This is a genomic window from Corallococcus caeni (assembly GCF_036245865.1).
GTDB classification, from domain to species: Bacteria; Myxococcota; Myxococcia; order Myxococcales; family Myxococcaceae; genus Corallococcus; species Corallococcus caeni.
Window position 1 is genome coordinate 1,706,129 of record NZ_BTTW01000001.1, and the last position, 26,016, is coordinate 1,732,144.

Below are 26,016 nucleotides of genomic sequence, written 5' to 3' on the forward strand. Positions count from 1 at the left end.
CCGGAGCGCACCGATGTATGGCAATTCGAAGGACGACCTGCTGAAGGCGCTGGCCGCGAGGCGCTGGCGCGTGGCCGGCGCGCTGACGGTGGCGATGCTCGTCGCCTACCTGGGCTTCATCCTGCTCGTGGCGTTCAACCGGCCGCTGATGGGGCACCAGCTCGTGCCCGGGCTGTCCGTCGGCATCGTGCTGGGGGCGCTCACCATCCTGCTCGCCTGGGTGCTGACGGGTGTCTACATGCTGTGGGCGAACCGCAAGTACGACCGCGCGCTCGACGAACTGCGCCGCTGACAGAGGCCACCCATGAATCCCTCGACCGCGGGCACGCAGATTGGCCAGCCCAACACCACGGCCATCTTCTTCTTCCTCCTCTTCGTCGGCATCACGCTGGCCATCACGTACTGGGCCGCGCGCAAGACGAAGACGACCTCCGAGTTCTTCGCCGCCGGCGGCGGCATCAGCGCGGCGCAGAACGGCTTCGCGCTGGCCGGTGACTTCATGAGCGCCGCCAGCTTCCTGGGCATCGCGGGGCTCGTGGCCACGTCCGGCTTCGACGGGCTCATCTACTCCGTGGGCTGGCTGGTGGGCTGGCCGGTGGTGACCTTCCTCATCGCGGAGCCCCTGCGCAACCTGGGCAAGTACACGTTCGCGGACGTGGTGGCCTACCGGCTGAAGCAGACCCCGGTGCGCCTGTCCGCCGCGGTGGGCACGCTCACTGTCGTCGTCTTCTACCTGATTGCCCAGATGGTGGGCGCCGGCAACCTCATCCGCCTGCTGTTCGGCCTCTCCTACGAGACGGCCGTCGTCATCGTGGGCGCGGTGATGATCCTCTACGTGCTGTTCGGCGGGATGATCGCCACGACGTGGGTGCAGATTGTGAAGGCGGTGCTGCTCCTGGGCGGCGCGACGGCGCTGGCGGGCGCGGTGCTGTACCCGTTCGGCTTCAGCCCCACGGCCCTCTTCAGCGAGGCGGCGAACCGCTACGGCCCGGAGGCGCTGGCGCCGGGCAAGCTGGTGTCCAACCCGCTGGAGGCCGTCTCGCTGGGCGTGGCGCTGATGTTCGGCACGGCGGGCCTGCCGCACATCCTGATGCGCTTCTACACGGTGCCGGACGCGAAGGCGGCGCGCACCAGCGTCTTCTACGCCACGGGGCTCATCGGCTTCTTCTACCTGGTGACGTTCATCCTGGGCTTCGGCGCGTCCGTGCTGGTGGGCCGTCAGGCCATCATCGGCGTGGACAAGGGCGGCAACATGGCCGCGCCCATGCTGGCGGAGGCCGTGGGCGGCACGGGCTTCCTGGGCTTCATCTCCGCGGTGTCCTTCGCCACCATCCTCGCGGTGGTGGCGGGCCTGACGCTGTCGGGCGCGGCGGCGCTGTCCCACGACCTGTGGTCCAGCGTGGTGCGCAAGGGGCACGCGCCGGAGGCGGAGCAGCTCAAGGTGGCGCGCATCTCCAGCCTGCTGTTGGGCATCCTGGCCATCCTCCTGGGCGTCCTCTTCAAGAACCAGAACGTGGCCTTCATGGTGGGGCTGGCGTTCGCCATCGCGGCGAGCGCGAACTTCCCCGCGCTGCTCCTGTCCATGCTGTGGAGGGGCTTCACCACCCGGGGCGCGGTGGCCAGCATGCTGACGGGCTCCCTCAGCGCGGTGCTGCTCATCTTCCTGTCGCCCACGGTGCAGGTGGACCTGCTGGGCAACGCGTCCGCCCTCTTCCCGCTGAAGAACCCGGGCATCGTCACCCTCCCGCTGTCCTTCGTCGTCGGCTGGGTGGTGTCCCTGCTGTCGCCGGAGGCGGAGGCGTCGCGGCGGTTCGCGGAGGTGGAGCACCGCATGCACGTGGGCGCGGTGGTGCTTCCGCCCGTGACGGTCCCCACCGGCGTCGCGGGCTCGGTGCCGCCGGGCGTCCCGGAGGCACCCCAAAAGGTTTGAGGCTGCTCGGCCGTCCTCCACGGTTTCTTCCTCGGCGTGGAGGACAGGGCGGAACCCGGGAGTTTCCAAAGGGGCTCGGGTTCCGCCCTTCTTTTTCTCCGTGACTACTTCCCGCGCGTGAGCGGGAGCACGTCCTGCACCAGGTGGACGAGCACCTTGCCGGGCTCCTCCTCGTGCACCATGTGCGCGGAGTCCTCGAACCAGACGAGCTTCTTCGAGGGCGCCTGGACGGTGGCGTACCACGCGTCCAGGAGCTGCGCGGACGTGGTGCGGTCATGCCGGCCGTGGAAGAAGACGACGGGCAGCGCGAAGCGGTTCGCCTTCGTGAGGTTCAGCTGGGTGATGGGCCCCCAGAACGCCGCGAGGCTCAGGTCCAGGCCCTCGTCGCGCGCCTGCATGTCCTTGTCGGTGACGTCCGGGCTGTAGCGCCACACTTCCGCGCCGTGCCAGTCCGGCGCGCGCCAGCCGTGCGTCTCATAGTGCATGAGCCAGCGGCGCTCCCTGCCCAGGTTGGCCAGCGTGCGCTCGGGGTCCTTGGGGTCCGGGAACGGGGCGATGGACTCCAGGTCCGCGATGGCCTTCGCGTTGCCGTCCGCCTTCGCCGCGGCGAGCGTGGCCTCGTAGCCCAGGACCTCGTTCCTCGGGATGTCCACGCCCTGGCTGATACCCACGTACGCGTCGAACCAGTCCGGGTGCTTCTGCGCGAGCTTCACGCCCAGCACCGTGCCCCAGCTGTGGCCCACGAGCACGATGCGCTTCTTGCCGTACGTCTTGCGCAGGTACGCGACCACCTCCTCCGCGTCCGCGACCATGCGGTCCACCGTCATGGTGGGGCGCACCTTGTCCGGCGGATTGAGGGCGTACGTCTTGCCCGCGCCGCGCTGGTCCCAGTGCGCGACGGTGAAGTATTCCTCCCATTCGCCCTGGTAGAAGTACGCGGAGGGCAGCGCGGTGAAGCCCGGCCCGCCATGCAGGAAGAGCAGCAGCGGGTTGTCCTTGTGGCGTCCCCGGACGGAGATCCACTGGTCGATGCCGCCAATGCGCACCGCCTCCGCCTTCTCGATGCCGTCCGTGAGCACGCTGCGGCGGGCCTCGCGCATGACCGCCTGGGGCGTGGGCGCTTGCTCCGCGGCGGCCGGGAGGGCCGTCAGCGACAGCCCAAGCACGAGTGCCGAAAGTGGGAAACGACCAACGCTTTGCATCATGTGCTTGAACTCCCAGGCGCCAGATGCGCTGACACACTGGGAACGAACCACGCGTCCGGCCATTGCCTAGCCCGCGGGCCTCACCTGCCCGTCAGGCGCCTGGCTGGGACGGGGCCCCCTGCCACGCCATGCCCATGCTGCGCAGGCCCACTCGGACCGCGAGGTTCACCACCCGGTTGTCCTCCTGGTAGAGCACTCCCATGTCGAGCAGCTCCTCGACGAGCGAGGGAGCCTTCGCCGAGAGCGCCTTCAATGCCGGAAGCGCGACGAGTTCATGCGAGGCGTTGATCACTGCCGCCAGTTCCTCCTCGCGTTCGATGAGCGACACGGCCCCGTCACGGATGAGGATGAGGCCCCGGGGCTCGTCCCAGAACAGCCCATCGCCACGGGCATGGGCCCGCTTCCAGCGCACCAAGGACGCCTGGACGTCGTCCCGGTACGCGTTGAAGACACTGGAGCCCCCCAGCGCATCGAAGTGGTAGGCGATGTCCCTGAGTTCTTCCCTGCTCAGGGAGGGATGCAGAAAGCGATACTCCTCAAGCGGTTCGAGGGCTGACCAGCCGTATTTTTCGAAGGCGCTGAAGTACGGAGCGAAGCGGTCTACCCGGATGGGGTTCATGCCCTGGGGAGGCGCCAGGTGGGGATACCGCTCGATGAGCCGCAGCTGCGCGTCGTAGTCCTCGATCGTCTCCCCCGGGATCCCGCACAATAGGTTCCAGGACACGGAGATCCCCAGCTCCCGGCACCACTTCAACAGTGCCAGGTTCTGGATCGCCTTGACGCCCTTCTTGAGCAGGGCGAGCAGGTGGGAGTTGAGGCTCTCGATACCGGGCTGGACCCAGGCGACATTGGCCTTGTGCAGCGCCATGACCTCGCGGCCGGTCATGTTCGCCTTCACCTCGTAGAAGAGGACCGGCTTGCTCTCGTACGCGGCCAGCTCCGGCATGACCTCCTTCAGGTGCGCGCGGGAGAGGATGCTATCCGTGGCGAACAGAGGCTTTCCGTAGCGCTCCCACAGGGTCCGGACCTCCTTGACGACACGCGCGCTGGACTTGGAGTTGTAGGCCATCTCCAGCCGGTTCAAGCCGCAGAACGTGCAGTGGTTCTTCTGCCCCCACCAACAGCCCCGGGAGCTTTCGAAGGCCAGCATCACGCGATGGGGGTCCTCAGTGAACGCATGCGCGGCCTGGAGATAGGTGCTGTAGTCGGGAAGGGGCAGGGCATCCATGTTGACGGGACGCTCGCTGACCATGAGCCGCTGCCCCGCCCCCGGGCCGCCCAGGGCCAGCTCCAGAAGTGGCGCCTCGCCGTAGCCGCTCACGACGTGGTCCACTACGTCATAGCTCTGGCTGATCCGCTCCCCCATGGGCAGTGAACAGGCCGAGCCGCCCAGGACGATGCGGACCCCAGGCCAGACGTCCTTGATCTGCCGCGCGAGCCAGAGCGAAGGCAGCAACTGGTTGCAGGAGGTGGAGAAGCCCACTAGGTCCGGCCGGGCCGCCTCGACTCGCGCCAGGCAGATCCGCCTGAACTCCGCCAGCAGCGCCGACCGCTGGGCTGGGGGCCCGAAGCATGGGCCCAGCCGCTGTTCGACTCCCTCCTCGGCGCTGGGGCCATGGAAGCCCTCCGCGAAGAGCATCTCCCCGAGGAGGCCCTGCTGCGTTCCTCCCTCGACAAGGTCAGCATAGGCGGAAGCGCCCACCAAGCGCGCGAAGTCGAAGTGGAGGTAGGCCTCCTCCGTCTCCACGCCCCGCTCCCGCAGCGTGCTCGCGAGCAGCGCGATGGCCAGCGAGGACAGGGAGGCGCTCTGGTAGGGCATGCAGACGAGCAACACCCGCGCGGGCGGATGGGCGACAGGTTCAGCCATTCGCGCGCCCTCCGGGTTCCTCCGCACGGCCTTCCATCGCGGCGGTCAGCTGCGTGTAGAACCGCTGGATGCCCGTGAAGTACCCGCCGAAGCGGCGAAAGTCATAGCGCCTGTCCGCCAGCAGCGCCCCCAAGTCCTCGTGTCTTGCTCGCGCGATCAACGAGCCGACCGACGCCTCGGCGTCCGCGTCCAGCCGGCCCGTCAGCGTCCGCAACGCCTCTAGGCCCCGCTCGACGCTGGCCTGGATGGCCTCCTGCTCTGGGTCCTGGAACTCCTCGGCCAGCAGCACCGCGCAACGCAAGTAGGCGTCGAGCGACGACAGGTTCTCACGGCGTGAAGGCAGCTGCGCGGTCTCCCGGTCGATCATCAGCAGGTAGCGCCGCACCGGCTCCGAAACCCTGAACTCGGTGGGCATCACCAAGGCACCGTCATCCAGCTCCACCCGCGTCGTATGGGACTCGAACCGGGAAGTGACGTCCGTACAGGCCACCGGCAACATCATCAGCGAATAGGACAGCTTCGGGACCACCCCCGTGCGCCCATAGACGTCCCCGGCGAACCGGACCACGTCCTCCAGCTCCGAGGCAATCTGCCGCAGGGTGGACTTCGGGTCGACCATGATCATGTAGATCATGGGGTAGATGCCGGCGGCGGCCGTCCTGCAGACCGTCTCCCGGGCGTTTTCCACATAGGCCTTGCCGTTGAACGACTTGGCCATGAACTCCGCCCGCTCCGGGTTGAGGGTCTCCAGCCCGAAGGCCAGCTCCACGAAGCCCACCTGCTGCATGAGCTCCAACAATGGCCACACCGAGCGGTTCGCCATCGTCTGCGCCCGGAACTTCACGCGGAGGCCCTGCTCCCGCAGCCGCTCGAGCATCTCCCGGTTCCAGGCCGGGTCCTGCACGAACAGGTCATCCGCGAACGAGATGGTCTCCATGCCCCGGCCGGCGGCCTCGGCAATGACCTCCACGACCTTCCCCGGGCTCAGCGCACGGATGCTCCGGTTGCTGACGGAGCAGAAGTGGCACCGGCCCCACCGGCAGCCACGCTGGGTGTAGAACTCGAAGTGCTTCCAGCCTTCCTGGGAGAGGACCTCCCAGGGGAGGACGCATAAGGCATCCAGTTCCTGGGCGACCGGTGCCGTGCCGGTGTCCAGCGCGAGCCGGCCGGCCTCGGCAGCCAGGCGCGCGGCCGGGCCTGGCTCCTCCAGGAACCAGACGACCCCGCGGGCCGAGTCGCGGACGTAGACGTTGCCCACGCGCAGCTCCATGGCGCCGTGCCCTGGCACATGGCGCTGGAAGCTCGCCTGGAGGACGACGTCCACGGCGTCCGGAGGCAGCGCTCCGCCAGCGGAGGCCGGGCCCTGCCGCCGCGCCGTACCCTCAATGCGACGGACCGGCGTCGGCGGGCTGCCGCCCGGTGAGAGCCCCTTCACCAACGCCACCGACCTCAGTAGCGCGGGCAGCGCATGCTCCGCCTCCCCCAGAACCACGATATCGAACAAGCCGCCAGCCAAGTCCCGCGCGAACGGGTCGATGGCATTGCCCCCGATCATCAGCACCACGTCCGGCCGGAGCCGTCGGATCGTCCTCGCGAGCACCACCGAACGGGGCAGGAGGCGCTCCATGGAGGAGATGCCGACGACGTCCACCTCGGGGGCCTCGATCGCCCTGAGCAGGGCGGCCTCCTCGGTGACGAAGTCCACGTCGAAGCCAGCGGCTCGAGTGGACCCGATCAGCGGCAGCAGTCCGGGCGCATTGACGAACCGCCCTCCGTTACCGGGGTCGAAGTAGTCCAGGAAGAAGAGCATCCGCAGACGTCGGGGTTCCACGTCACTCATGCCGCCTCCTGATGGTTCGTGCGCGCGGGCCGCTGGTCATCATGCGCAGCCGATGAGTTCCGCCTTGCCGTCGGAATCCGCGAGTCCGAAGAGCCGCGTCACCGGGGTTACCACCTCCCGCGCCGTGACGAGCCCCACCGCGTGGTCCCCTGCCCGGGCACGCTCCAGCAGCCAGTTCGCGTTGGACTGGATGGCCTGGACGTAGCCCTCCATCATCGAATCACACGCGGACTCCAGGAACGTCTTCTTGTGCTCGAGCGCGAGGAACTGGCACCCGCCGCCGCAGTGCGGGGACGATGGGCAGGGCTGACACCCCGCGATGTCGAGCGCCGTGCGCTTGCGCCACTGGCCCAGCTTCGTGGGATCCAGCTTCACCTCCGGCGAGAACGAGCCCACGGCCAGATGCTTCAGCCCCGCGGTGTCCCAGCAGGCATAGACATCCCCGTGCAGGTCGAATGCGAAGAAGTTGATCTGTGCCTCGCAGTTGAAGAACCGGTGGGGTGAGAAGAGCCCAGAGTCCTTGAACCCCTGGAAGTATTTGATGCCCGGGAACCCGCTTAGGTCATAGATGGACATCCGCTCGTCGCGGCCCACCAGCTCCAGGACCTTGAGGAGCAGGTCGGACTCGGAGGGCGACTCCTTGCGGGGGTTGTGATTCTTCACGGGTGCCAGGTGGAAGCGGACCAGCCCGCTGGAGAACCAGGGCTGCGCCTGGGCGAACTCCGACAACTCGGGCAGCGTGTAGAGGTTGGTCATGTCCGTGTTCACCCGGACATTGATGTGGATTCCCGCATCGACAGCGCGGGCAATGCCTTCAATCATAGGGGCGAACGACTCACGGCGTCCGGGAAGCGGACGGCGCTTGTTGTGGATCTCCGCGGGGCCGTCGATGGTCACCTGGATGACGTCGATGTTCCCCTTCAGATACGGCACGTTCGGAGCAAGCCCCACGCCATTCGAGATGGCCTTGGTCGAGTACCCAGCTCGGCGCCCCAGCTCCAGCAGGTGCAGGACACGCGCCCGCAGCGCGGGTTTGTCTTGCAACGGCTCGCCGCCAAAGATGATGAGGTCGGTCTTGTCTGGCGAGTGGTTCTTCTCCAGGAACGTCGGCAGTGCCTCGAAGAGATGGTTGGCCATCTCCTCCGACATGACGGGCGAATCCATGTGATAGAGCCGCTGCCAGCAGTACGGACATTTCAGGTCGCAGTTGTAGCTGGGAATGACGACCAGCGGCTGCCGCGCGCTCTGGCGGTGGAAGCGCATCATCTCGTCATAGAGGATGCGGGAGCGTAGCACCTCGTCCTGCCTGGACTCGAAGTAATACCCGCGCTGGTCCAGATACCCCAGCACGTCGGGGGGAAGCGGGAGGGAACCGCCGCCGCCTTCCTTCAGGGCCGTGGCCACCTTCCCATCGATGACGTCCAGGGTCCCCGCCAGGGTGTTGAAGAGCACGTGGTAGTCCTGCTCTGCCCCGTCATTCCCCTTCAGCGGTACCACCACGTTGTAAGTGCTTGGCATCAACATGTCCGTCTCCCATCTTGAGTTGAGCAGCCACGTGAAGAGCCTTCACGCGGCCACCTCATCTGGAACCCAGCGACCTTGAAGCCTTCGCTGCGCTGAACGGCTACGACACGTTGATGCAGCACTCGCAGACGCGGATCGCGGTCCCGGTCCCCGAGTTGAGGTACTCGTTCAGCTGGGCCGTGTAGCCCTTGAGCTGCTCCGAGCTCATCTTGACGATGGACAGGGGAGACTCCGGCTTCGAGTTGGACTGAGCGACGGACGAAACGGTTTCCTTCACCATGCGCACCTCCCTTTTGTTAGGGCGCAAGGAATTGTCTGGAAATGTTTTTAAATAGTCAAGCCATGCAAATCCAGCCAGACAGAAACACTGCCATGTCAGCAAAAGGGCAGCCCAATCTCCCGGGTCCGTCTTGCTTCACGTCGTTCACCGACAGACGGCTCCCTACCCAGCCCGCCTGAGCGGTTGGGGCCCCGCGTCAACGAGGCGGCGGTACCTGCCCCCGGGCAATCGCATGAGGTCCTCGTGGCGCCCGTGCTCTTGGAGCGCGCCCGCCTCGACGTAGAAGATCTGGTCCGCATCACGGCACGCGGAGAGCCGGTGGGTGATGAGCAGCGTGATGCGCCCCGCCATGAGTCTGTCCAAGGCCTCCTGGACATGCCGCTCATTCTCTCCATCCAGGGCGGAAGTGGGCTCGTCCAGGAGCAGCACGCGGGGGGCTTGGAGGAAGGAGCGCGCAATGGCAATCCGCTGGCGTTGGCCGCCACTCAGGTTCCTGGCGCCTTCTTCCAATGCGGTGCGGTAGCCGGCGGGGAGCACCTGGATGAACTCGTGGGCGTTCGCCGCGCGCGCCGCCTGCTCGACAGCCTCCGGACCTGGATCTGGCAGGCCACCCAGGATGTTGTCGTAGACCGTCCCACTGAACAGGGAAGCCCCCTGAGGCACATAGGCAAAGCAGCGCCGCCAGGCGTCAAGGCCTTCCTCGTGGATGCCGCAGCCGTCAAGCCAGACGTCCCCCGTTGCCGATGGGTACAATCCAAGCAGCAACTTGAACAGGGTGCTCTTGCCCGCTCCTGACAGTCCTACGAACGCAACGCGTTGGCCGGGTGCGACGTGAAAGGAGACGTCGTGGAGGGCGATGTCAGAGGCATTGCCATACGCGAAGCCAAGGCCCCGGACGGTCAGCCCCTGGCCGGGCACGGGAAGTCCTTGATGCCTCCCCGGCGCTCGGGACTCGTCCGGAAGGGAGAGGAGCGTGGTGAGGCGCTCGGCGCTCGCGAGCCGAACCTGGAAGTCTGCCCAGACGCTGGCGAGCCCAGCGAACAGCGTGACCGTGCCATGGCTGACCTGGACCAGGGCCAGCAGTCTGGGAACGAAATCGGGCTCGTGGAGGCCGCGCCAAGCGCCATACACGATGAGGCTGGTGGAAACGGCGAGGTCCAGGCCTTCAATCAAGCCCCGGGTGGACTCCAGGCAAGCAAGGCGAATGCCAGCGCGCTCCAGGCGCTGGTTGTGGGCCTCCACCCTGTCCAGGATCCACTTTGACAGATTGAAGTAGCGGATGACCGCCGCCCCTTGGACAAGCTGTCCCGCGGCAGCCAGGAAGCCTGATTGAGATTCCTGGACCGCCCGGCTCCAGTCGCCCAGCGGCTTTCGCAGGGGCAGCATGAGAAGCGGCATCAACGCGGAGAGGCCGATGACCAGGAGGCCAGCCCGCCAGTCGATGAACAGCATCGCCACGGTCGAGCCCACCCCATTGAGCAGGGTGATGCACAAGCCTTGAAGGCTCTGCCTGTAGAGCATCGCGGTCTGGGTGGCATCCGAGTTGAGCCGGGACAGCAGTTCCCCCGAACCCCGTCCCTCCAGCTCCGGAAGGGGAACGTGGACCAGCTTGCGAAAGAGCGCGGCCCGCAGGTGGCCATCCGCGCGCACGGCGCTCCGAGTCAACGCGACGGCGGACTGCTGGATGGCGACCGCCGCCGTCGCCGTGACGAGGGCGAAACCCAGCACCGCCGCCAGGAGCCGGGGCCGGTCTCCGTCGAGGATCGCGCGGGTGAAGTGGGCCATGATGAACGCGAGGCCGAGGTTGAGGCCCAGGTTGATGAGTCCCATCCCGCAGATGCCCAGCAGGAACTCGCGTCTGGCGGGCCCCAGGAAGTCCAGCAGCCGCCCGACCACGTCGCGACGGCTAGCCATTCGCTTCCTCCTGACGCCACGTCTGGGCGCGGCAGAGCACGGCATACCGCCCTCCCCGTGTCAGGAGCTCATCGTGGGAGCCGCTTTCGATGATGCGCTCCCCTTCGAAGACGTAGATGCAGTCGGCATCCCGGATGGCGCTCAAGCGGTGGGCCACCACGATGAAGGCCTTGCGAGGGTTGCGGGCGAAGACCTCGGCGTGGAGCCGGGACTCAAGCTGCGGATCCAGCGCGGACGTGCCCTCGTCGATGAGGACCAGGGGCGCGTCCCGCACGAGTGCGCGCGCCATGGCGAGTTGCTGGCGCTGCCCTCCCGACAGGCGTCCTCCGGCCTCGCCCACCGGGGTGTCGTACTGAAGAGGAAGAGCCTGGATGAAGGTGTCGGCGAAGGCCATTGAGGCCGCCGCGCGAAGAGCCTCGTCGCTGGCGCCCAGGGAGCCCAGCCGCAGGTTCTCCCGGATGGTCGTATCGAAGAGGAACACGTCCTGCCCCATCACGGCGCACTGCTCGCGGAGCGACTCCGCGCCGAGCGTATGCAGGGGCTTGCCGGAGATGAGGATTTCGCCGCTTGAAGGCGTGAAGTCCCCCAGGAGCAGTCGGAGGACCGTGGACTTTCCGGAGCCACTGCCTCCGACCAGGGCCACCTTCTGGCCCCGCCGCACGCGAAGGTTGATTCCTTCGAGGGCCGGTCTCTCCCGCCCCGGATAGGAGAAGGTGACGTCCCGGAACTCGACGAGCGGCTCGGAGTCCAGCGAGGCCCGCGCGCCCCCCGTCGGCCGAGGCGGAAGGTCCACGATGTTCCATACGCGCTCCGCCGCCGTAAGCTTCGAGCGGATCTGCCCCAGCAGCCGTGGCATCTCCTGCATCGGGAACGAGAGCGCGCCCAGGAGGTTCAGGAACGAGAACAGCAGGCCGAGGTCGAGGTCCTCGTGTAGGACCCGATAGCCGCCGACACAGAAGAGGACCAGCCAGGGCATCAACGACAGCGCCAGCCCCACCGAATACAGCAAGCCGGTCTGCGCGCCCTGACGGAGCCCCGCGTCCAGCCAGCGGGCCTGCTCCTCCTGGTAGCGGGACATGAAGCCCTGCTGCATGCAGGCTCCGCGCACCAGGGCCCCGTCGGAGAGCGCTTCGCGCGCTACCACGTTCATCCTTCCCAGGGCCTCCTGCGCCTGCTGGCCCATGGCCTTCAGCGGCCTGCTGACGTGCTCCGCAGCCAGGAGCAGCACCGGCGTGGGAAGGAGCGCGGCGAGGGTCAACCCCCAGTCATGGCTGACCATGTAGAGCATCGCCAGGACCGCCGCGAGCGAGCGGGTGAGCAGATCCGGAAGGTTCTCCTTGAAGAGCTGCTCAAGCAGTGTCGTATCGCCAGACAGGCGCGAGAGGACATCGCCCGAATGCGTTACATTCATCGCATCGGCGGATGCGCTTCCCAGGCTCGTGGCCATGCGCTGCCGGAGTCTGGCCAACAGGCGTTGGACGAAGGCTCCCGCCAGGAACTGGCGCAGGAAGAACACGCCACAGCTCCCCAGAGTGATGAGGGCGCCGCCGGTGGCGTAATGGCCCAGCCCCCGAGAATCCCCAGACATGGCGGTCGCCAGGAGGCGTCCCAGATAGTGGGCACCCACCACCCTGAGGACCGCCGAGGCAGCCGCGAAGAGCAGCACGACCATGAAGAGGCCTTGCAGCGGACCCGCGAGTCTCAGCAGGCGCCCCATGGCTGCACCCCTGGAAGACGCTTGCCGAATTTGTGTCCCCATGGACTGTCCTCTTCCGGCGCTGTTTGCGATGCCTTGAGCTTCGCTCTCCATGAAAGCGTCATCAAGCCCGCGGCGTCAGGAATTCCATTGGCATCGGCCTGACAGGGCAATGACAGCCGGCACCGCCAGGCCATCTCGCGGGCGAAGCGCACGACTTCAACAGCACTCCGAGTTCCAGGTCCGGGCCATCAATGCCTGGACGGACCCGCGACATACCGGGCAGTACGTCAGGGATGGGCGTGCAGCTTCTCCTGGAGCGCCCACAGCGGCTGTGTTGATCCACGCGGATGCGTCCTCGCGTGGGGAGGTCCAGGTCCAGGAGGGTGAACATCACCGCGGGCAGGATGACCACGAACAGGCTCCAGGAGAGGATTTCGCGCAACTGTGCCTCCGGCCGGTATCCCAGGAGCACGCAGGAGCGCCGCGCGCCTCAGGGATGGGAGCGCAGTTGCTGCTGAAGGTCGTACAACGGACGTTGATCCGAGTGCATGCGCCCGCGCAGGGGAACATCCAGGTCCACCAGGGTGAACATCACGGCGGTGAGGATCACCACGAAGATGACCCAGGGCAGCCCCCCTCGATTTCGCGTGTCCGGCCGGAAGCCCAGCAGCATCGCCGAGCCGAGCATCCCGATGAGCAGCAGGAGGAAGATGGAGTTCGGGATGATGTTGCGGGATGCCTCCAGGCGCTCGGCGGAGACGTCCAACACGTCATTGAGGGCCTGGGTGGTGAGGGTCAGGACCGCGGTCGGGGTCCCTGGCGCCACCGAGTCCAGCAGCGTCCAGAGCTGCGCCTGGAGCGCATCCGATTCCCGCAGCCACTGCGCGAAGCGCTCCGGGTCCTTCGCGTCCACGTACGCATCGAGCCTGACATCGACATAGCGGCGCAGCCGGGTCCTCAGCTCACCGCGCGTGGGTTCCGGCAGGAAGCCCGAGCGCAGGTAGAACGTGCCAATGGCGTTCGCCTCCTTCACGACCAGATCGCGGCGCAGGGTGTACCGCTCCGCGGCCATGGAGAAGGAGAAGGCGAGCAGCAGCGCCACCAGGCCGAGCACCGAGGCCTGGAGCGCCGACACGTCGTCGAGCCCCGGCTTGCGGTGGCTGAGCCGGTAGCCGAACTCCAGGCTCAGGAAGAGCAGTACCAACACCCCCAGGGCGAGCGCCCACGTGGGCATCATTTCGACGATTCGCATCGTGCGCCGGAAGACCTCCGCGCCCTGGTCTCAGGGAGCCAGGAACGGTGCCCCCGGAAGCCCGTGGAGGCAACGCGGCCCTCCGGTCCAGGGCCGGCGGTGATGGTGAACGTTCCGGGGACGGGCGCGCGGGGGGATTGCGTCTAAGCTGCGCGGCCTGTGAACCGCCCGTCCGAACAGAGCCCCCCGAGCGGCTTCCGTGCCCGCCTGCACACCGTCATCTTCGAAGCGGACACCCCGGCGGGGAGGGCGTTCGACATCGCCCTGCTCTGGGCCATCGTGTTCAGCGTGGTGGCGGTGATGCTGGAGAGCGTCGCGCAGGTGCGCGCGGGCTACGGCCACTGGCTGCACATCGCCGAGTGGATCTTCACGGTCCTCTTCGCGCTGGAGTACGTGCTGCGGCTCGTCGCCGTCCGCCAGCCGCTGCACTACGCGCGCAGCTTCTTCGGCGTCGTGGACCTGATGGCGCTGTTGCCGTCGTTCCTGAGCGTGCTGTTCCCCGGCGCGCAGACGCTGCTGGTCATCCGCGTGCTGCGCCTGCTGCGCGTCTTCCGCATCCTCAAGCTGGGGCACCTGCTGGGTCAGGCGGAGGTGCTGCTCACGGCGCTGCGCGCGAGCCGCCCGAAGATCATCGTCTTCCTGGGCACGGTGCTGAGCATCGACGTCATCATGGGCGCCGTCATGTACATGGTGGAGGGCGAGGCGCACGGCTTCGACAGCATCCCCCGGTCCATGTACTGGGCCATCGTGACGATGACGACGGTGGGCTTCGGGGACATCACGCCCAAGACGGTGCTGGGGCAGTTCCTCGCGTCCATCCTGATGGTGATGGGCTACGGCATCATCGCGGTGCCCACGGGCATCGTGTCGGTGGAGCTCGCTGCCGCCGCGCGTCAGTCCCTGGACACGCAGGCCTGCCCGGGCTGTGGCGCACAGGGTCATGACCCGGATGCGCGCTATTGCAAACGCTGCGGCACGGCACTGGACTGGGCCCCCTCGCGGCCCACCGGGTGAATCCGTCTAGGATGGCCGGGCATGGCCCGCGCCATCGACACGCCCGAGCTGGACGAGGAACGGCTGGTCCACCAGTTCCCCGGCATCGACCGCAAGGCGGTGGGCGCGTTCTACACGCCCGCGCCCATCGTGGAGCGCACGCTGGCGCTCGCGCTGTCACACCTGGGGGACGGGCCGCTCACGGTGGTGGACCCGGCCTGTGGCGCGGGGGCCTTCCTCGCCGCCGCCGCGCGGCACCGTCCGGACGCGAGGCTGTGCGGCCTGGAGCTGGATGCCGGCGTGGCCCGCCTGTGCCAGGACCGCGTGACGGGCGCGGACGTGCGCGTGGGCGACGCGCTCCGGGGCGGGCTGGAGCCGCTGCTCGCGGAGACGCCGGAGGGGCACGCGGAGTTGTGGGTGGGCAACCCGCCCTACAACGGCACGTCCGCGGTGCTGAAGGACGCGGCCTGCTACGCGCGGCTGCGCGCCCTGGTGCCGCTGGCCATGCCCCCGGGCACGAGCCTGCGCGACGACTTCGCGTTCTTCCTCCTCGTCGCCATGAAGCGGCTGACGGCACGGCCGGGAGTGCTGGCCTTCATCACGCCCGCGAGCCTGCTGGAGTCGTTCATCTACGCGCCGCTGCGCCACGCGCTGCTGGACGCGCTGCACCTGCGCGAGGTGGTGGACCTGGGCCCGGGCATCTTCACGGGCACGCAGGTGCGCACGTGCATCACCGTGTGGACGTCCCGCTCCGGCGCGGACGCCCCCGCGCCCCGCCATGAACACAAGGGCGTGGGCCAGTGCTTCACGCCCGAGCCTCCCGAGTGGCGGCTCTCCCCCATCGCGCGGGAGGCCGCCGCGCTGGACGCGGACTGGAGGGCGCGGGGCGAACCGCTCACCACGCTCATCCCCGTGAGCCTGCCCGGGGTGAAGACGCGCTTCGACGAGCTGCTGGTGGACGCGGACCGGGAGCGGCTGCTCGCGCGCCTGCACGCCTTCTGCGCCGCGACGCAGGACACGCTGGAGGACTTCGCGCGGGAGTACCACCTGGAGCCCGCGCTGCTGCCCAAGCTGCGCGCACTGAAGAAGGGCCCCGCGCTGGAGGTGGACGCAAGCCACGTGCGCCCGTTCTTCCGCTACGGCGGCGCGAGGCACCGGGGCGCGCTGCCGCCGGAGGCGAAGGCGTTCTGCTACCTGGACCGGCGGTTGATTCCGCGAGGAGACCACCGGCTGCGCGGTCCGTATGATCCGCACCAGGACGCGGTGAAGCTGCTGTTCAACGTGCGCGAGCTGCCCCTGTCCGCGGCGCTGCTGGAGGAGCCCGGCTGCGTGCACGACCACCGCCACGCGCGCTTCGCGCCACTGTACGTGCCCCAGCGCATCCGGGACGAGGGGCTGGGCATCACGAGGGGCGCGAGGTCCCGCGACTCCCTGGGCCCGCTGGTGCCCAACCTGTCACCCCGGGGGAGCGCCTGGGCGCAAGGGCTGGGCGGCCCGGAGGCGGCGTTCCGCGCGGTGATGCGCTTCCTGAACGGAGCGCCGGTGCAGCGGGTGTGGGCGCCCGCGTTCGGAGCGTCCCGCGTGGTGCCGGTGCCGCTGGAGGGGCCGCTGCCGGAGTGATGACTCCCCATCACCGGCCGCGCGCCGGGGTGGACATTCTCCAGCGAGCAGCGCGTGCGGCGGGTAGTGTCCCGCGCCGCTGGGTAATCCCTTTCCTGGAGTCTCCAAGACATGACGATCCGCCCCCTGCTGGTTGCCGCCGCCCTCCTCTCCACGCCCGCCCTGGCCCAGGACGCCGGGACGATGGGGCCCTCGGACGCGGGCACGAAGCCCGCGCCCAAGAAGGGCGAGACGGTGAAGGCGATGCTGAAGGACGCGCAGGGCAAGGACGTGGGCGAGGTGACGCTGGAGCAGGCGCCCAAGGGCGTGCTGGTGAAGGGCACGCTGATGAACCTGCCCGCGGGCGAGCACGCCTTCCACATCCACGAGACGGGCAAGTGCGAGGCGCCGGACTTCAAGACGGCGGGCGGCCACTTCAACCCGACGAAGAAGCAGCACGGCGCGCTGTCGCCCAAGGGTCAGCACGCCGGTGACATGCCGAACCTCTACGTCCCCCAGGACGGCAAGGTGCAGTTCGACGTCTTCATCGCGGACCTGAAGGTGAAGTCGCTGCTCGACAAGGACGGCTCCGCCGTCATGGTGCACGCCAAGCTGGACGACTACCACACCGACCCCACCGGCGACGCCGGCGGCCGCATCGCCTGCGGCGTGGTGGAGAAGGCACAGTAGTCCCTCGCGTCACGGAAACGCGCCCGGTCCTCGCGTTGGGACCGGGCCGTCTCCGGCTACACGTACCCGAACCGCCGCCGCGCGAACCACTCCGCGCCGAGCAGCGCGATGAGCGCCACGAGGTAGTACCAGCGGTCCCACAGCGGCTGGTCCTTCGCGCGCCCCACCTCCACCACCGGCGGATCCAACAGCGGAACGTCCGGCATCCCGTCACGCGGCAGCTTGTACGCCTTGCCCTCCGTGACGCTGGCGATCTGCTCCATCAGCTCCGGCCGCACCGACGCGTCCGACAGCTCCGGGCCCACCGCGCGCACCGCCACCGCGTCCTCGCCCTTGCCCAGGTCCGTCTCGCCCTTCTTCGCTGACGCGAGCAGCTTGTACGGCCCCGGCGCCGGCGGCGCGAACTCCACCCGCACCACGCCGTCCGCGCCCGTCGTGCCCGTCTGCACCGCCACCGGCTTCTGCGTCGCCACGGAGAACAGCTCCACCCTCACCTGCGCGCCCTCCGCCGGCTGGTAGTCCGCCATCCGCGCCTGCACCACCACGCCCACCGGACGCCCCGGCTCCACCGACGGCGGATCCGCCGTCACCTTCAGCGTCGTCAGGTCCGGGTCGCGCACCAGCCACCGCAGCGCATTGCCCCAGAAGCGGTCATACGCCCGGTTCGGAGAGCCCTCCCGGTGCGCCGTGAACGCCCACGACCACGTCGCGTCCGTCGCCACCACCATCGCCCGGCCCCGCCCGTAGTCCCACACCGACACGAGCGGCGCGTTCTTCCCGTCCACCGTCATGAACGGGTGGTCCATCAGCACCGTCGCCCCCGGCCGCGCCCGCGTCAGGTTCGCGCCCGGAATGGGAGCCAGCTCCCCCCACGTGGCCTCCGTGCTCGCCGCGCCCGTGCCAATGGACGTCACCGGATGCCGCAGGCCCTCCGGCGTGAGCCGGGGCTTGAACGGATCCGCGTTCGCGGGCCCCGCCGCCTCCACCGGCAGCGCCTCCATCAGCGTGGGCATCGCCGCGCGCCCTTCGCCCAGCACGCTGTCGCCGCCAATCATCACGAACGCGCCGCCCTCGTGGATGTAGCGCTCCAGGTTGCGCTCGTACTCCGCGATGGACAGCGAGGGGTCCGAGTAACCGAAGTTCTGGAAGATGACGACGTCGAACGTGTGCAGCTTCGTGTCGAAGATCTCCTCCATGGGGAACGGGATGAGCGACAGCTCCCGCTCGTTCGACACGCCCGGGTCGTCCGACAGCGTGCGCAGGATGTAGAACGACACCAGGTCCACGTTCGCGTCCTGCTTGAGCAGCCCGCGCAGGAAGCGCTCGTCCCACGACGGCCGGCCCACCACCAGCAGCACGCGCACGCGGTCGCGAATGACTTTCAGCGTGAACGAGCGGCTGTTGTTGTCGCTCACCGCCTCGTCCGGGAACGTGGGCACCGTCACCGTGTAGACGAACCGCCCCGTCTGGTCCGGCGTGAAGGTGAAGGACACCGGCTTCACGTCGTCGCCGGTGGTCATCCGCACCAGCTTGCTCGCCACCGTCTTGCCCTCCTGGCTCAAGACGACGGGGATGTCCTGCCCGGAGAACCCGCGCCCGTGGATCTCCACCTCCACCGTCAGCGAGTTGCGCACGAAGGCGAAGTCATCCACCTTCAGCCCCTCCACCGACAGGTCCTTCAGCGCCTCCTGGCCCACCAGGAACGTGGACACCGGCACGCCCAGGTCCGTGAGCGCGGCCCGCGCCCGGCCCACCGCGCCGGCCTTCAGCTCCGTGTTGTCCGCGCCGTCGCTGAACAGGAGCACCCCGGACAGCTTGCGCGACCCCTGCCCGCCGGACGCCGCGGCCCTCAGCGCCGCGAGCAGGTCCGTCGTGCCCGCCCGCGCGGGCTCCTGGGCCAGCTGCGCGGCCGTCACCGGAGCGAGCTCCGGATCCACGCCGTACACCTCCACCGTGAAGCGGTCCTGCCAGGACGCGAACGTGGGCGCCGCCTTCTCCAGGAACGCGGCCACCTGCGCGCTGCGCGTGGGCCCGCCCGGCTCCGACGGGAAGTTCATGGACGCGCTGCGGTCCACCAGCACCGCCACCCGGTTCTTCATCCGCGCCACCTGCAGGTGCCGGATGCCGGGCTCCAGGAGGAAGAAGAACGCCGCCACGCCCGCGCCCAGGCGCAGGCCCCACAGGAGCAGCTTGCGGCCCCGGGACGGCTCGCGGCGCACGCCCCACGCCGCCAGCGCGATGCCCAGCACCAGCCCCACGCCCAGCAGCACCAGCGCCCAGACGGGCAGGGGCGACAGGCTGACGAGCTTCCACGCGTTGAAGGACGGGGAGTTCATTCGGTCGTGCGCTCGAAGGAGGTCCGTCAGCGCCGCTTGTTGAGGATGAGGGGCAGGTGCACGGCGTCGTCCTTGTAGTCCAGGCAGAGCGCGTACATGCACAGGTTGATGCCCAGGCGGATGGCCAGCTCGCGCTGCGGCTCGCCGCCGGGGGACACGTCGAACTCGTAGTCGCCGGACTCGCTGCGGCTCCACGCGCCCGCCACGTCGTTCTGCGAATAGATGACCGCCGCGCGCTTGCCCACGCTCGCCACCAGCGGCAGCGGCTTGTGCAACAGGCGCCCCGGCGCCGCGTCCAGCAGGAAGAAGGACTTGAAGACGACGTGCGTCCCCGGCGCCTCCTTCAGCGGGCTCTGCGGCAGCACGCGCGCCATCTCCCGGCGGAAGCTGGCGTCGAAGCCGTCCCCGTCGCTGCCGTCGTTGGCGTCCCCGAACACGAAGCCGCCGTACGTGAGGTAGCGGCGCAGGTTGGACACCTCCGCGTCACTCAGCGCGGGGAAGGCCCCGTCCCCTCCGAAGTAGAGGAAGGGGTACTCGAAGAGGTCCGGGCTGCTCAGCGCGAACGGGCGCGCGTCCGGGATGACCTCCACGGACGTGCGCCGCTGCAGCTCCCACGCGAGCCGGCGCAGGCCCGACAGCCGGACGTCCCAGCGGCCCCCGTGCCGGGCCACGGCGGGGATGAAGCGGCTCTTCTCACCGAAGGCGGCCGCACGCCGGGACAGCAGCGGGACGAGCGCGGACGTGGCGAGGAGCAGGTTTCGACGGGAGAGGGACCGCACGGGCATGGGGACCCGCTTATACCGTCGGCGGGTGCCTGCATTCCCTGGTATAGACGCGCGCCATGGCGAAAGGCGGACAGACGGAGCCCAGCGCCCCCGGCTCCCCGGGCTCCGACGCCGTGCGCGCCGCCTGGGCCCGCAAGGACGCCGGTGACGTGGCCGGTGCCCGGAAGGACGCCGAGCGCATCCTCGCGGGCAGCCCGTCCCCGGAAGACCGCGAACGGGCGGAGGACCTGCTGCGCGCCACCGCCACGCCCCGCGCCCTGTACGGGTACGCGCTCCTGGGCGCCGTCATCCTGGCGGTGCTGCTGGGGCTTGCCCTGACCCGCTATTCCTGACGGCCATTGCCGCTAGGATGGCGCGTCATGGAAGGCTTCCTCCAGGCGCTCAAGTCGTACCAGTCCTTCAACCCCTCCGGCTGGGTGGGCATCTACCGGCTGCTGCCCATGTGGGTCGGCGTGGTGGTGGCGCTCGTGGGGCTGGTGCTGCTGCTCGCGGGGGGCGGCAAGCTGTTCCGCGCGGTGGCGGGTCCGGTGGGCGCGGTGCTGGGCCTGGTGTGGACGGGCGCCGTCACCCAGCGGCTCAACCTGGGAGCGGACCTGGATCCGCGCCTGCCCACCCTGGTGGCCGCGGCGCTGATGGCGCTGGGCTTCCTCTTCCCGCCCGCCGTCACCTTCGTGGGCGTGGGCGTGCCGCTGGGGCTGCTGGCGGGCCAGATCGCCGGCCCCAGCGACTTCCTGCTCGGCTTCGGGCCGGGCTTCATCATCGGCGGTCTGGTGGGCGCCTTCCTCCACCGGCAGGTGAGCGGCATCGTCGCGTCGGCGGTGGGCGCGTGGCTGCTGGTGATTGGCGCGCTCGCGGCGCTGCACCAGTTTGGCGGCGTGGTGGAGGCGGTGGCCAGCCGGCCCTGGGGCGTCATCATCGCCGCGCTCCTCTTCGCCCTGGCGGGCAGCGTGTACCAGCTCGCCGTGCGCCCCTCGCCCGAGGAGTCCGATCAACAGAAGGCGGAGAAGCAGCGGCTCAAGCAGCGGCTGGCGGAGCAGCAGGCGCTCGAGAAGCGATGGGGGGTCAAGTAACCCCTGTCCCGGCAATCCTTTACGCCGGGGGGGCCGGAGCGTAGATTCCGCCGGCTTTCCCCCTCCCCTTCCTCGAGCATCGATGGGCCAGGCCAGCCGCAAGGACAAGGACACGCAGAAGCAGGAAGGGTCGCCCCCGGCGGCCACCGTCCCGTCTTCCCCCGACGCCTCCCAGCCCGCCGTGCCTCATGAAGCGTGGCGCAAGCCCGCCGGCATGGGCCGCAAGGGCTGGGCCGTCCTCGCCGGCGCCGTCGCCTTCATCCAGCTCCCGCTCATCCACTACGCGCTGTTCCGCGGCCAGGCGGACGTCACCGCGACGGTGCCCTACCAGCAGGCCTTCAACGACCCGGGCGTCGTCGCCCGCGACTTCTTCTCCACCGGCGCCTACTGGCGGGTGACGAACGGGGAGCTTTTGGGCCCCGCGCCCAAGAACAACCCCCTGTGGCTCCAGGCCGCGCTGCCGGACGACGTGGCGGTGGAGTTCGACGTGCGCCCGGAGTACCCCGAGGGCGACATCCGCGTGGAGCTGTTCGGCAACGGGCGCGACCCGGCCTCCGGCTACGTGCTGGTGCAGGGCGGGTGGAACAACAGCCTGTCCGTCATCGCCCGGCGCGACATCAACGCCCCCTCGCTGGAAGTGCTCCAGCGCAGGGCCGCGCGCATCGCGGAGAAGGGCGGCGGCCAGGGCGCGGACCTCGTCGCCACCGGCGTCTTCAAGAAGGACACGGCGGTGCGCGTGGAGTCCCGCGTGGGCGCCCCCATCCAGTCCGGCCGCACGTACCACTGGCGCGTCGAGCGGCGCGGCAACGTGCTCAAGTGGGCCATCGACGGGCAGCTCGTGGCGGAGCTGGACGACCCGTTCCCCTTCAAGGGCAAGGGCCACGACCGGCTGGGGCTGTCCGGCTGGGAGTCCCAGCTCTTCTTCGACAACCTGCGTGTCGGCACGCCGGACTCCATGCCCGCCACCATGGCGGTGAAAGAGGAGCCCACCCTGCCCCCCGGCCCCTCCGAGGACGACTTCAACCGCGACACGCTGGGTGACGCGTGGAACGTCACCAACCCCTCCGCCGTGAAGCTGGAGGACGGGGCGCTCGTGGTGCAGAACGTGGGCAACCGCCCGGTGTGGCTGAAGAAGCCCCTCCCGGAGAACGCCGTCATCGAGTTCGACGCCTGGGGTGACAGCCCGGACGGCGACATGAAGGTGGAGGCGTGGGGCGACGGCCGCTCCTTCTACGCGGGTGACCCGCGCCTGCAGTACACCGCCACCGGCTACGTCTTCATCTTCGGCGGCTGGCGCAACACCCAGTCCATCATCGCGCGCCAGCACGAGCACACCCACGACCGCGCCGTGCGCGACGGCGCCGCGGTGGTGCCCGGCCAGCGCTACCACTTCAAGATCACCCGGCGGGACGGACTCCTGTCGTGGGAAGTGGACGGCAAGCCCTTCCTCACCCTCCAGGACGCGTCCCCCCTCTACGGCCCCCGGAACCGGCACTTCGGCTTCTCCGGATGGCAGACGCGCGTCCACTTCGACAACCTCAAGATCCAGCCGCTGTAGCCTTCCCCCGGGCGGCGGAGGAAACACCCGTGCGCAGAGTCGGAATCTTCGGCTGGGGCGTGGTCGCCCCGCGTTCCCCCAACATCGAGGCCTTCGCGAAGAACCTCGAGTCGTCCGAGACCTGGCTGACCCCCTTCAACGGCTTCGGTCCGGACAACTTCCTCGTCGGCACGCCCACGTTCAACCTGGCGGACTACAAGCCGTGGATTGACGCGCGCTTCCCCGCCAACCGCTTCTCCCAGTTGGAGCGGAAGATGGGGCAGCCCACGCAATACGCCATCGGCGCCTTCATCCAGTCGCTCGCGCAGAACCCGGGCATTGAAAAAGAGCTCCAGGAGCTGGGCACCAAGGCCCACGTCTACGTGGGCACCGGCCTGGGGGATTTGCCCACCATCCAGAACATCTCCCTGGACCTCTACCGCGCCCAGCGCCGGTGGGACCGCTTCTGGGCCTCCCCGGAGAGGAACGGCGCCCTGCGCGAGTGGCGTGAGACGCGCGAGCCCCTGCCCGGCCTGCCCCCGGAGCCCTCCACGATTGAAGAGGTGGAGCGCGACAGGGCGGAGGACGACTGGTGGCACTTCTGGGCCGGCCGCTCGCCGGAGCTGCGCGAGTACCTGGAGGAGCTGCGCGAGATTGAAGCCATTGGCGTGCCCGACGAGGGCGACGTGGAGTCCGCCAAGCTGGCCGTCATCAAGGAGAAGCGCACGCGCAACGGGCGCCTGCAGAAGAAGTGGAACGCGCCCGAGCCGCCGTGGAACGCCGTGTCCTCCAACGTGCTGTGGAACATCCACAACACGCCCGCGTCCCAGGTGTCCATGCTGGGCCAGATTACGGGCATGACGTTCGCCCCGGTGGCCGCGTGCTCGTCCTTCGGCTACGGCCTGAAGCTGGCCATGAACGCCATCCGCCTGGGTGAGGCGAAGGCCGTCGTGCTGGGCATGACGGACGCGGCGCCCAACCCGCTGGTGGTGGGCGGCTTCTACAACGCGCGCGTCATCTCCGCGGACGCGGCCGTGTCCAAGCCCCTCACCGCCCTGCGCGGCACGCACATCGCCGGCGGCGCGGTGGTGTGGGTGGTGGGCGACTACGAGCACTTCACGCAGAAGGGCTTCAAGGCGCTGGGCCTGGAGCCCGTGGCCGTGGGCGTCACCGCGGACGCGGACCACATCATCACCCCGTCCAAGGAGGGCCCCACCCTGGCCATCCGCGAGGCGCTGGGCGCCGCGGGCTGCCAGCCCCAGGACGTGGGCAGCTGGGACCTGCACGCCACCGCCACCCCGGGCGACTTCCTGGAGGTGCAGAACCTGCGCGACGTGCTGCCGGAGTCCGTGCTGATTACCGCGCGCAAGGGCACCTTCGGCCACGGCATGTCCGCGGGCGGCGGCTGGGAGCTCACGGCGCAGTACCTGGGCGCGCAAGCCGGCAAGGTGTTCCCCACGCCGCTGGCCGCGCCGGAGCTCAACAAGCAGATCGCCAAGGTGCACGGCCGCTTCGTCTTCAACCAGGAAGCGGCGGCGCCCGAGGGGTGCTCGGGCAAGCTGTCCATGGGCGTGGGCGGCATCAACGCCTGCATCATCTCCCGGCCCTGGAAGTAGCCGGGAGGCGCGAGCGTCCGCGAGCCGCCTACGGGTACTTCGCGGACGCCTCTGCCTCCAGGGCCGTGGCGCCCTTCGGGTTGAGCTTGCGGAAGAACTCCAGCTCCAGCTCCAGGTCGCGGTAGCTGGCCTTCTGCTCCGGCGCGAGCCCGGTGGTGCTGCGGCCCACGGCGTTCGAATCCGCCAGGCCGCCGTTGCCCTTGTCCGTGGCGTAGCCCATGGCCACCTGCTGCTGCACGCGGTCCGTGCGCAGGGCGCGCAGCACGGCGCGGCCATCCGCCAGGGTGAGCCCCTCGATGAGGTAGCGCGTGGAGGACGTGGGGCCCATGGTGCCGCCGCCGGAGTCCAGCCACTCCGTCTCCAGCACGTACTGGTTGGGCAGCTCGCGCCACGAATAGCCATGCGCGTCCATGAGGGTCTTCACCTCCGGCCACAGCTGCGCGAGCGGCTGTTCGTAGGCGACGGTGGCCGCGCGGTCGCGGATGTAGTTGTCGCGCTGGTGGCCAGCGCAACCGGTGAAGAGGACGGCGGACAGGGTGAGGGCCCACAACGGGGCCGCACGAAGCAGTTGGCGCATGGAGACGACCTCCCGGACGGGAAGCAATGGGGTGTGGAGGCCGCCCATCCTAGCGCGGCCCTCCCCCGCCCCGCGCCCCCACCCCCTGGGGGTCCACGGCCGGCTGTCAGCCCTTGGGCACCGCCACCATGTCGAAGTCCGGGATGCGCTCGCGCATGAACTCGCGCATCCGGTTGATGAGGGCCGCCTCAATCTGCCGGGCGCGCTCGCGGCTGACGCCGTACTTGTCGCCGATGTCCTGGAGCGTGAGCGGTTCGTCCGCGGTGAGGCGGTGCTCGAAGATGTAGCGCTCCTTGCCCTCCAGCGTCTGGGCGAAGGCGTTGAGGTTCTCCCGGAACAGGGCCTTGAGCTGCTCGCTGCCCAGGCGCTCGTCGGCGGGCACCGCGTTGGACGGCAGGTAGCGGTCCGCCCGGGTGGCGCCTGAGTCCCCGTCATTGCCCAGCGGCGCGTCGAGGGACATCTCGTCGTGCCCCAGCCGCTGGTCCATCTCCACCACGTCCTGCTCGGTGACGTTGAGGCGCTCCGCCAAGAGGCGCGGGCTGGCCTCGAAGCCCTGCGAGACGAGCTTCTCCTGCTCCTGGCGCAGCTTGAAGAAGAGCTTCCGCTGGGCCTCGGTGGTCCCCAGCTTCACCATCTTCCAGTTGTCCATGATGTAGCGGAGGATGTAGGCGCGGATCCACCAGGCGGCGTAGGAGCTGAGCTTCACGCCCCGGTCCGGGTCGTACTTCTTCACCGCCTGCATCAGCCCGATGTTGCCCTCCTGCACCAGGTCCAGCAGCGACAGGGGGTTGCGGTGGTACTCGTGGGCCAGTTTCACCACGAGTCTCAGGTTGGAGGCCACCAGGCGGTAGGCCGCCCGGACGTCCCCCGTGGCCTGGTACTCCTTGGCCAGCCGGTGCTCCTCCTCCCGGGTGAGCAGGGGGTGGCGCGTCACCTCGGCCATGTAGGCCTGGAGGGGGTCCCGATTGGTGATGGCGGCGCCTTCCGCCTTCACCAGGGTGGCGGGGCGCACGGGGCGGGCCGGGGTGGCCACCTCCTCGATTTCCGCCTCCGCCTCGTTCAATTCCGCCAGGTCCGGCTCCAGGGCGTCCGGGTCCTGGCTGGTTTCTTCCACCTCTTCATCCGGAGCCCCTGGGGCGGTCTCCCGGGCGGACTCCGGACGGGCGGAGGCCGCGGGACGCTTCGCGCGGGGCCGGGGGGCGGCCGGACCATTGGTTCTCTTCCTCCCATTCGCCATGCGCGCTCCATACCCCAAAGTGCCGCGATTGTTGCCAGAGGGTAATGCAGGGGCTATGCCCATGC

At 69.1% G+C, this 26,016-nt stretch carries 21 protein-coding genes; 9 read left to right on the forward strand and 12 right to left on the reverse strand.

Annotated features, from left to right (window positions below):
• The first annotated feature begins 13 nt into the window (after window positions 1–13).
• Window positions 14–292: a DUF485 domain-containing protein gene (locus AABA78_RS06770; protein WP_338262151.1), complete on the forward strand. Its 279-nt coding sequence runs from the start codon at window positions 14–16 to the stop codon at window positions 290–292.
• Window positions 293–304: 12 nt separating this feature from the next.
• On the forward strand, window positions 305–1,930 hold the full coding sequence (locus AABA78_RS06775; protein ID WP_338262152.1) for a sodium:solute symporter family transporter: 1,626 nt from the start codon (window positions 305–307) through the stop codon (window positions 1,928–1,930).
• A 104-nt stretch (window positions 1,931–2,034) separates the two neighbouring features.
• Here AABA78_RS06775 and AABA78_RS06780 read toward each other — a convergent pair whose 3' ends face one another.
• From AABA78_RS06780 to AABA78_RS06815, 8 genes are all read right to left on the reverse strand, one after another.
• On the reverse strand, window positions 2,035–3,030 hold the full coding sequence (locus AABA78_RS06780; RefSeq protein WP_338262153.1) for an alpha/beta fold hydrolase: 996 nt from the start codon (window positions 3,028–3,030) through the stop codon (window positions 2,035–2,037).
• A gap of 196 nt (window positions 3,031–3,226) precedes the next feature.
• Window positions 3,227–5,002 (reverse strand): RiPP maturation radical SAM C-methyltransferase, encoded by a 1,776-nt coding sequence (locus tag AABA78_RS06785; protein WP_338262154.1) that lies wholly within the window; start codon window positions 5,000–5,002, stop codon window positions 3,227–3,229.
• Window positions 4,995–6,842, reverse strand: coding sequence for a B12-binding domain-containing radical SAM protein (locus tag AABA78_RS06790; RefSeq protein WP_338262155.1), 1,848 nt, complete (start codon window positions 6,840–6,842; stop codon window positions 4,995–4,997). Before AABA78_RS06790 ends, AABA78_RS06785 begins: the two co-directional genes overlap by 8 nt.
• Window positions 6,843–6,881: 39 nt before the next feature.
• On the reverse strand, window positions 6,882–8,360 hold the full coding sequence (locus AABA78_RS06795; RefSeq protein WP_338262156.1) for a radical SAM/SPASM domain-containing protein: 1,479 nt from the start codon (window positions 8,358–8,360) through the stop codon (window positions 6,882–6,884).
• 106 nt (window positions 8,361–8,466) lie between these two features.
• Window positions 8,467–8,646, reverse strand: a complete 180-nt coding sequence (locus tag AABA78_RS06800; RefSeq protein WP_338262157.1) for a hypothetical protein — start codon at window positions 8,644–8,646, stop codon at window positions 8,467–8,469.
• Window positions 8,647–8,808: 162 nt separating this feature from the next.
• Window positions 8,809–10,560 (reverse strand): ABC transporter ATP-binding protein, encoded by a 1,752-nt coding sequence (locus AABA78_RS06805; RefSeq protein ID WP_338262158.1) that lies wholly within the window; start codon window positions 10,558–10,560, stop codon window positions 8,809–8,811.
• Window positions 10,553–12,277, reverse strand: coding sequence for an ABC transporter ATP-binding protein (locus AABA78_RS06810; protein ID WP_338262159.1), 1,725 nt, complete (start codon window positions 12,275–12,277; stop codon window positions 10,553–10,555). Before AABA78_RS06810 ends, AABA78_RS06805 begins: the two co-directional genes overlap by 8 nt.
• Before the next feature lie 472 nt (window positions 12,278–12,749).
• Window positions 12,750–13,511 (reverse strand): bestrophin-like domain, encoded by a 762-nt coding sequence (locus AABA78_RS06815; protein ID WP_338262160.1) that lies wholly within the window; start codon window positions 13,509–13,511, stop codon window positions 12,750–12,752.
• A gap of 159 nt (window positions 13,512–13,670) precedes the next feature.
• Here AABA78_RS06815 and AABA78_RS06820 point away from each other — a divergent pair, with 159 nt between their 5' ends.
• From AABA78_RS06820 to AABA78_RS06830, 3 genes are all read left to right on the forward strand, one after another.
• The gene (locus AABA78_RS06820) at window positions 13,671–14,525 is read left to right on the forward strand and encodes an ion transporter (protein WP_338262161.1); all 855 of its coding nucleotides are present in this window, start codon (window positions 13,671–13,673) and stop codon (window positions 14,523–14,525) included.
• A 21-nt stretch (window positions 14,526–14,546) separates the two neighbouring features.
• Window positions 14,547–16,124: an N-6 DNA methylase gene (locus AABA78_RS06825; protein WP_338262162.1), complete on the forward strand. Its 1,578-nt coding sequence runs from the start codon at window positions 14,547–14,549 to the stop codon at window positions 16,122–16,124.
• 111 nt (window positions 16,125–16,235) lie between these two features.
• Window positions 16,236–16,793, forward strand: a complete 558-nt coding sequence (locus tag AABA78_RS06830) for a superoxide dismutase family protein (RefSeq protein ID WP_338262163.1) — start codon at window positions 16,236–16,238, stop codon at window positions 16,791–16,793.
• A 56-nt stretch (window positions 16,794–16,849) separates the two neighbouring features.
• On the opposite strand, the gene AABA78_RS06835 is transcribed toward AABA78_RS06830, so the two are convergent.
• Together AABA78_RS06835 and AABA78_RS06840 are read right to left on the reverse strand one after the other, a co-directional pair.
• A complete protein-coding gene (locus AABA78_RS06835; protein WP_338262164.1) occupies window positions 16,850–19,129 on the reverse strand; it encodes a glutamine amidotransferase in 2,280 nt (759 codons plus the stop codon).
• Window positions 19,130–19,155: 26 nt separating this feature from the next.
• A complete protein-coding gene (locus AABA78_RS06840) occupies window positions 19,156–19,914 on the reverse strand; it encodes a DUF4159 domain-containing protein (protein ID WP_120527279.1) in 759 nt (252 codons plus the stop codon).
• 56 nt (window positions 19,915–19,970) lie between these two features.
• On the opposite strand from AABA78_RS06840, the gene AABA78_RS06845 reads away from it, so the two are divergent.
• The 4 genes from AABA78_RS06845 (at window position 19,971) to AABA78_RS06860 (ending at window position 24,137) form a co-directional block, all read left to right on the forward strand.
• Window positions 19,971–20,246, forward strand: coding sequence for a DUF2379 family protein (locus AABA78_RS06845; protein ID WP_171417511.1), 276 nt, complete (start codon window positions 19,971–19,973; stop codon window positions 20,244–20,246).
• A gap of 27 nt (window positions 20,247–20,273) precedes the next feature.
• Window positions 20,274–20,984: a hypothetical protein gene (locus AABA78_RS06850; protein WP_171417513.1), complete on the forward strand. Its 711-nt coding sequence runs from the start codon at window positions 20,274–20,276 to the stop codon at window positions 20,982–20,984.
• A gap of 82 nt (window positions 20,985–21,066) precedes the next feature.
• The gene (locus AABA78_RS06855; protein WP_338262165.1) at window positions 21,067–22,542 is read left to right on the forward strand and encodes a DUF6250 domain-containing protein; all 1,476 of its coding nucleotides are present in this window, start codon (window positions 21,067–21,069) and stop codon (window positions 22,540–22,542) included.
• 29 nt (window positions 22,543–22,571) lie between these two features.
• On the forward strand, window positions 22,572–24,137 hold the full coding sequence (locus AABA78_RS06860) for a beta-ketoacyl synthase N-terminal-like domain-containing protein (RefSeq protein ID WP_338262166.1): 1,566 nt from the start codon (window positions 22,572–22,574) through the stop codon (window positions 24,135–24,137).
• Between the two features lie 28 nt (window positions 24,138–24,165).
• Here the strand turns inward: AABA78_RS06860 and AABA78_RS06865 are convergent, their stop codons facing one another.
• The gene (locus AABA78_RS06865; RefSeq protein WP_338262167.1) at window positions 24,166–24,714 is read right to left on the reverse strand and encodes a hypothetical protein; all 549 of its coding nucleotides are present in this window, start codon (window positions 24,712–24,714) and stop codon (window positions 24,166–24,168) included.
• A gap of 106 nt (window positions 24,715–24,820) precedes the next feature.
• The gene (locus AABA78_RS06870; protein ID WP_338262168.1) at window positions 24,821–25,951 is read right to left on the reverse strand and encodes a sigma-70 family RNA polymerase sigma factor; all 1,131 of its coding nucleotides are present in this window, start codon (window positions 25,949–25,951) and stop codon (window positions 24,821–24,823) included.
• Window positions 25,952–26,016: the final 65 nt, after the last annotated feature.

Bases quoted from the DNA above. Each gene is read 5' to 3' on its own strand.
- AABA78_RS06770 (WP_338262151.1), top strand. From the start codon at position 14: ATGTATGGCAATTCGAAGGACGACCTGCTGAAGGCGCTGGCCGCGAGG.
- AABA78_RS06775 (WP_338262152.1), top strand. From the start codon at position 305: ATGAATCCCTCGACCGCGGGCACGCAGATTGGCCAGCCCAACACCACG.
- AABA78_RS06780 (WP_338262153.1), bottom strand. From the start codon at position 3,030: ATGCGCGAGGCCCGCCGCAGCGTGCTCACGGACGGCATCGAGAAGGCG.
- AABA78_RS06785 (WP_338262154.1), bottom strand. From the start codon at position 5,002: ATGGCTGAACCTGTCGCCCATCCGCCCGCGCGGGTGTTGCTCGTCTGC.
- AABA78_RS06790 (WP_338262155.1), bottom strand. From the start codon at position 6,842: ATGAGTGACGTGGAACCCCGACGTCTGCGGATGCTCTTCTTCCTGGAC.
- AABA78_RS06795 (WP_338262156.1), bottom strand. From the start codon at position 8,360: ATGCCAAGCACTTACAACGTGGTGGTACCGCTGAAGGGGAATGACGGG.
- AABA78_RS06800 (WP_338262157.1), bottom strand. From the start codon at position 8,646: ATGGTGAAGGAAACCGTTTCGTCCGTCGCTCAGTCCAACTCGAAGCCG.
- AABA78_RS06805 (WP_338262158.1), bottom strand. From the start codon at position 10,560: ATGGCTAGCCGTCGCGACGTGGTCGGGCGGCTGCTGGACTTCCTGGGG.
- AABA78_RS06810 (WP_338262159.1), bottom strand. From the start codon at position 12,277: ATGGGGCGCCTGCTGAGACTCGCGGGTCCGCTGCAAGGCCTCTTCATG.
- AABA78_RS06815 (WP_338262160.1), bottom strand. From the start codon at position 13,511: ATGCGAATCGTCGAAATGATGCCCACGTGGGCGCTCGCCCTGGGGGTG.
- AABA78_RS06825 (WP_338262162.1), top strand. From the start codon at position 14,547: ATGGCCCGCGCCATCGACACGCCCGAGCTGGACGAGGAACGGCTGGTC.
- AABA78_RS06830 (WP_338262163.1), top strand. From the start codon at position 16,236: ATGACGATCCGCCCCCTGCTGGTTGCCGCCGCCCTCCTCTCCACGCCC.
- AABA78_RS06835 (WP_338262164.1), bottom strand. From the start codon at position 19,129: ATGAACTCCCCGTCCTTCAACGCGTGGAAGCTCGTCAGCCTGTCGCCC.
- AABA78_RS06840 (WP_120527279.1), bottom strand. From the start codon at position 19,914: ATGCCCGTGCGGTCCCTCTCCCGTCGAAACCTGCTCCTCGCCACGTCC.
- AABA78_RS06845 (WP_171417511.1), top strand. From the start codon at position 19,971: ATGGCGAAAGGCGGACAGACGGAGCCCAGCGCCCCCGGCTCCCCGGGC.
- AABA78_RS06850 (WP_171417513.1), top strand. From the start codon at position 20,274: ATGGAAGGCTTCCTCCAGGCGCTCAAGTCGTACCAGTCCTTCAACCCC.
- AABA78_RS06855 (WP_338262165.1), top strand. From the start codon at position 21,067: ATGGGCCAGGCCAGCCGCAAGGACAAGGACACGCAGAAGCAGGAAGGG.
- AABA78_RS06865 (WP_338262167.1), bottom strand. From the start codon at position 24,714: ATGCGCCAACTGCTTCGTGCGGCCCCGTTGTGGGCCCTCACCCTGTCC.
- AABA78_RS06870 (WP_338262168.1), bottom strand. From the start codon at position 25,951: ATGGCGAATGGGAGGAAGAGAACCAATGGTCCGGCCGCCCCCCGGCCC.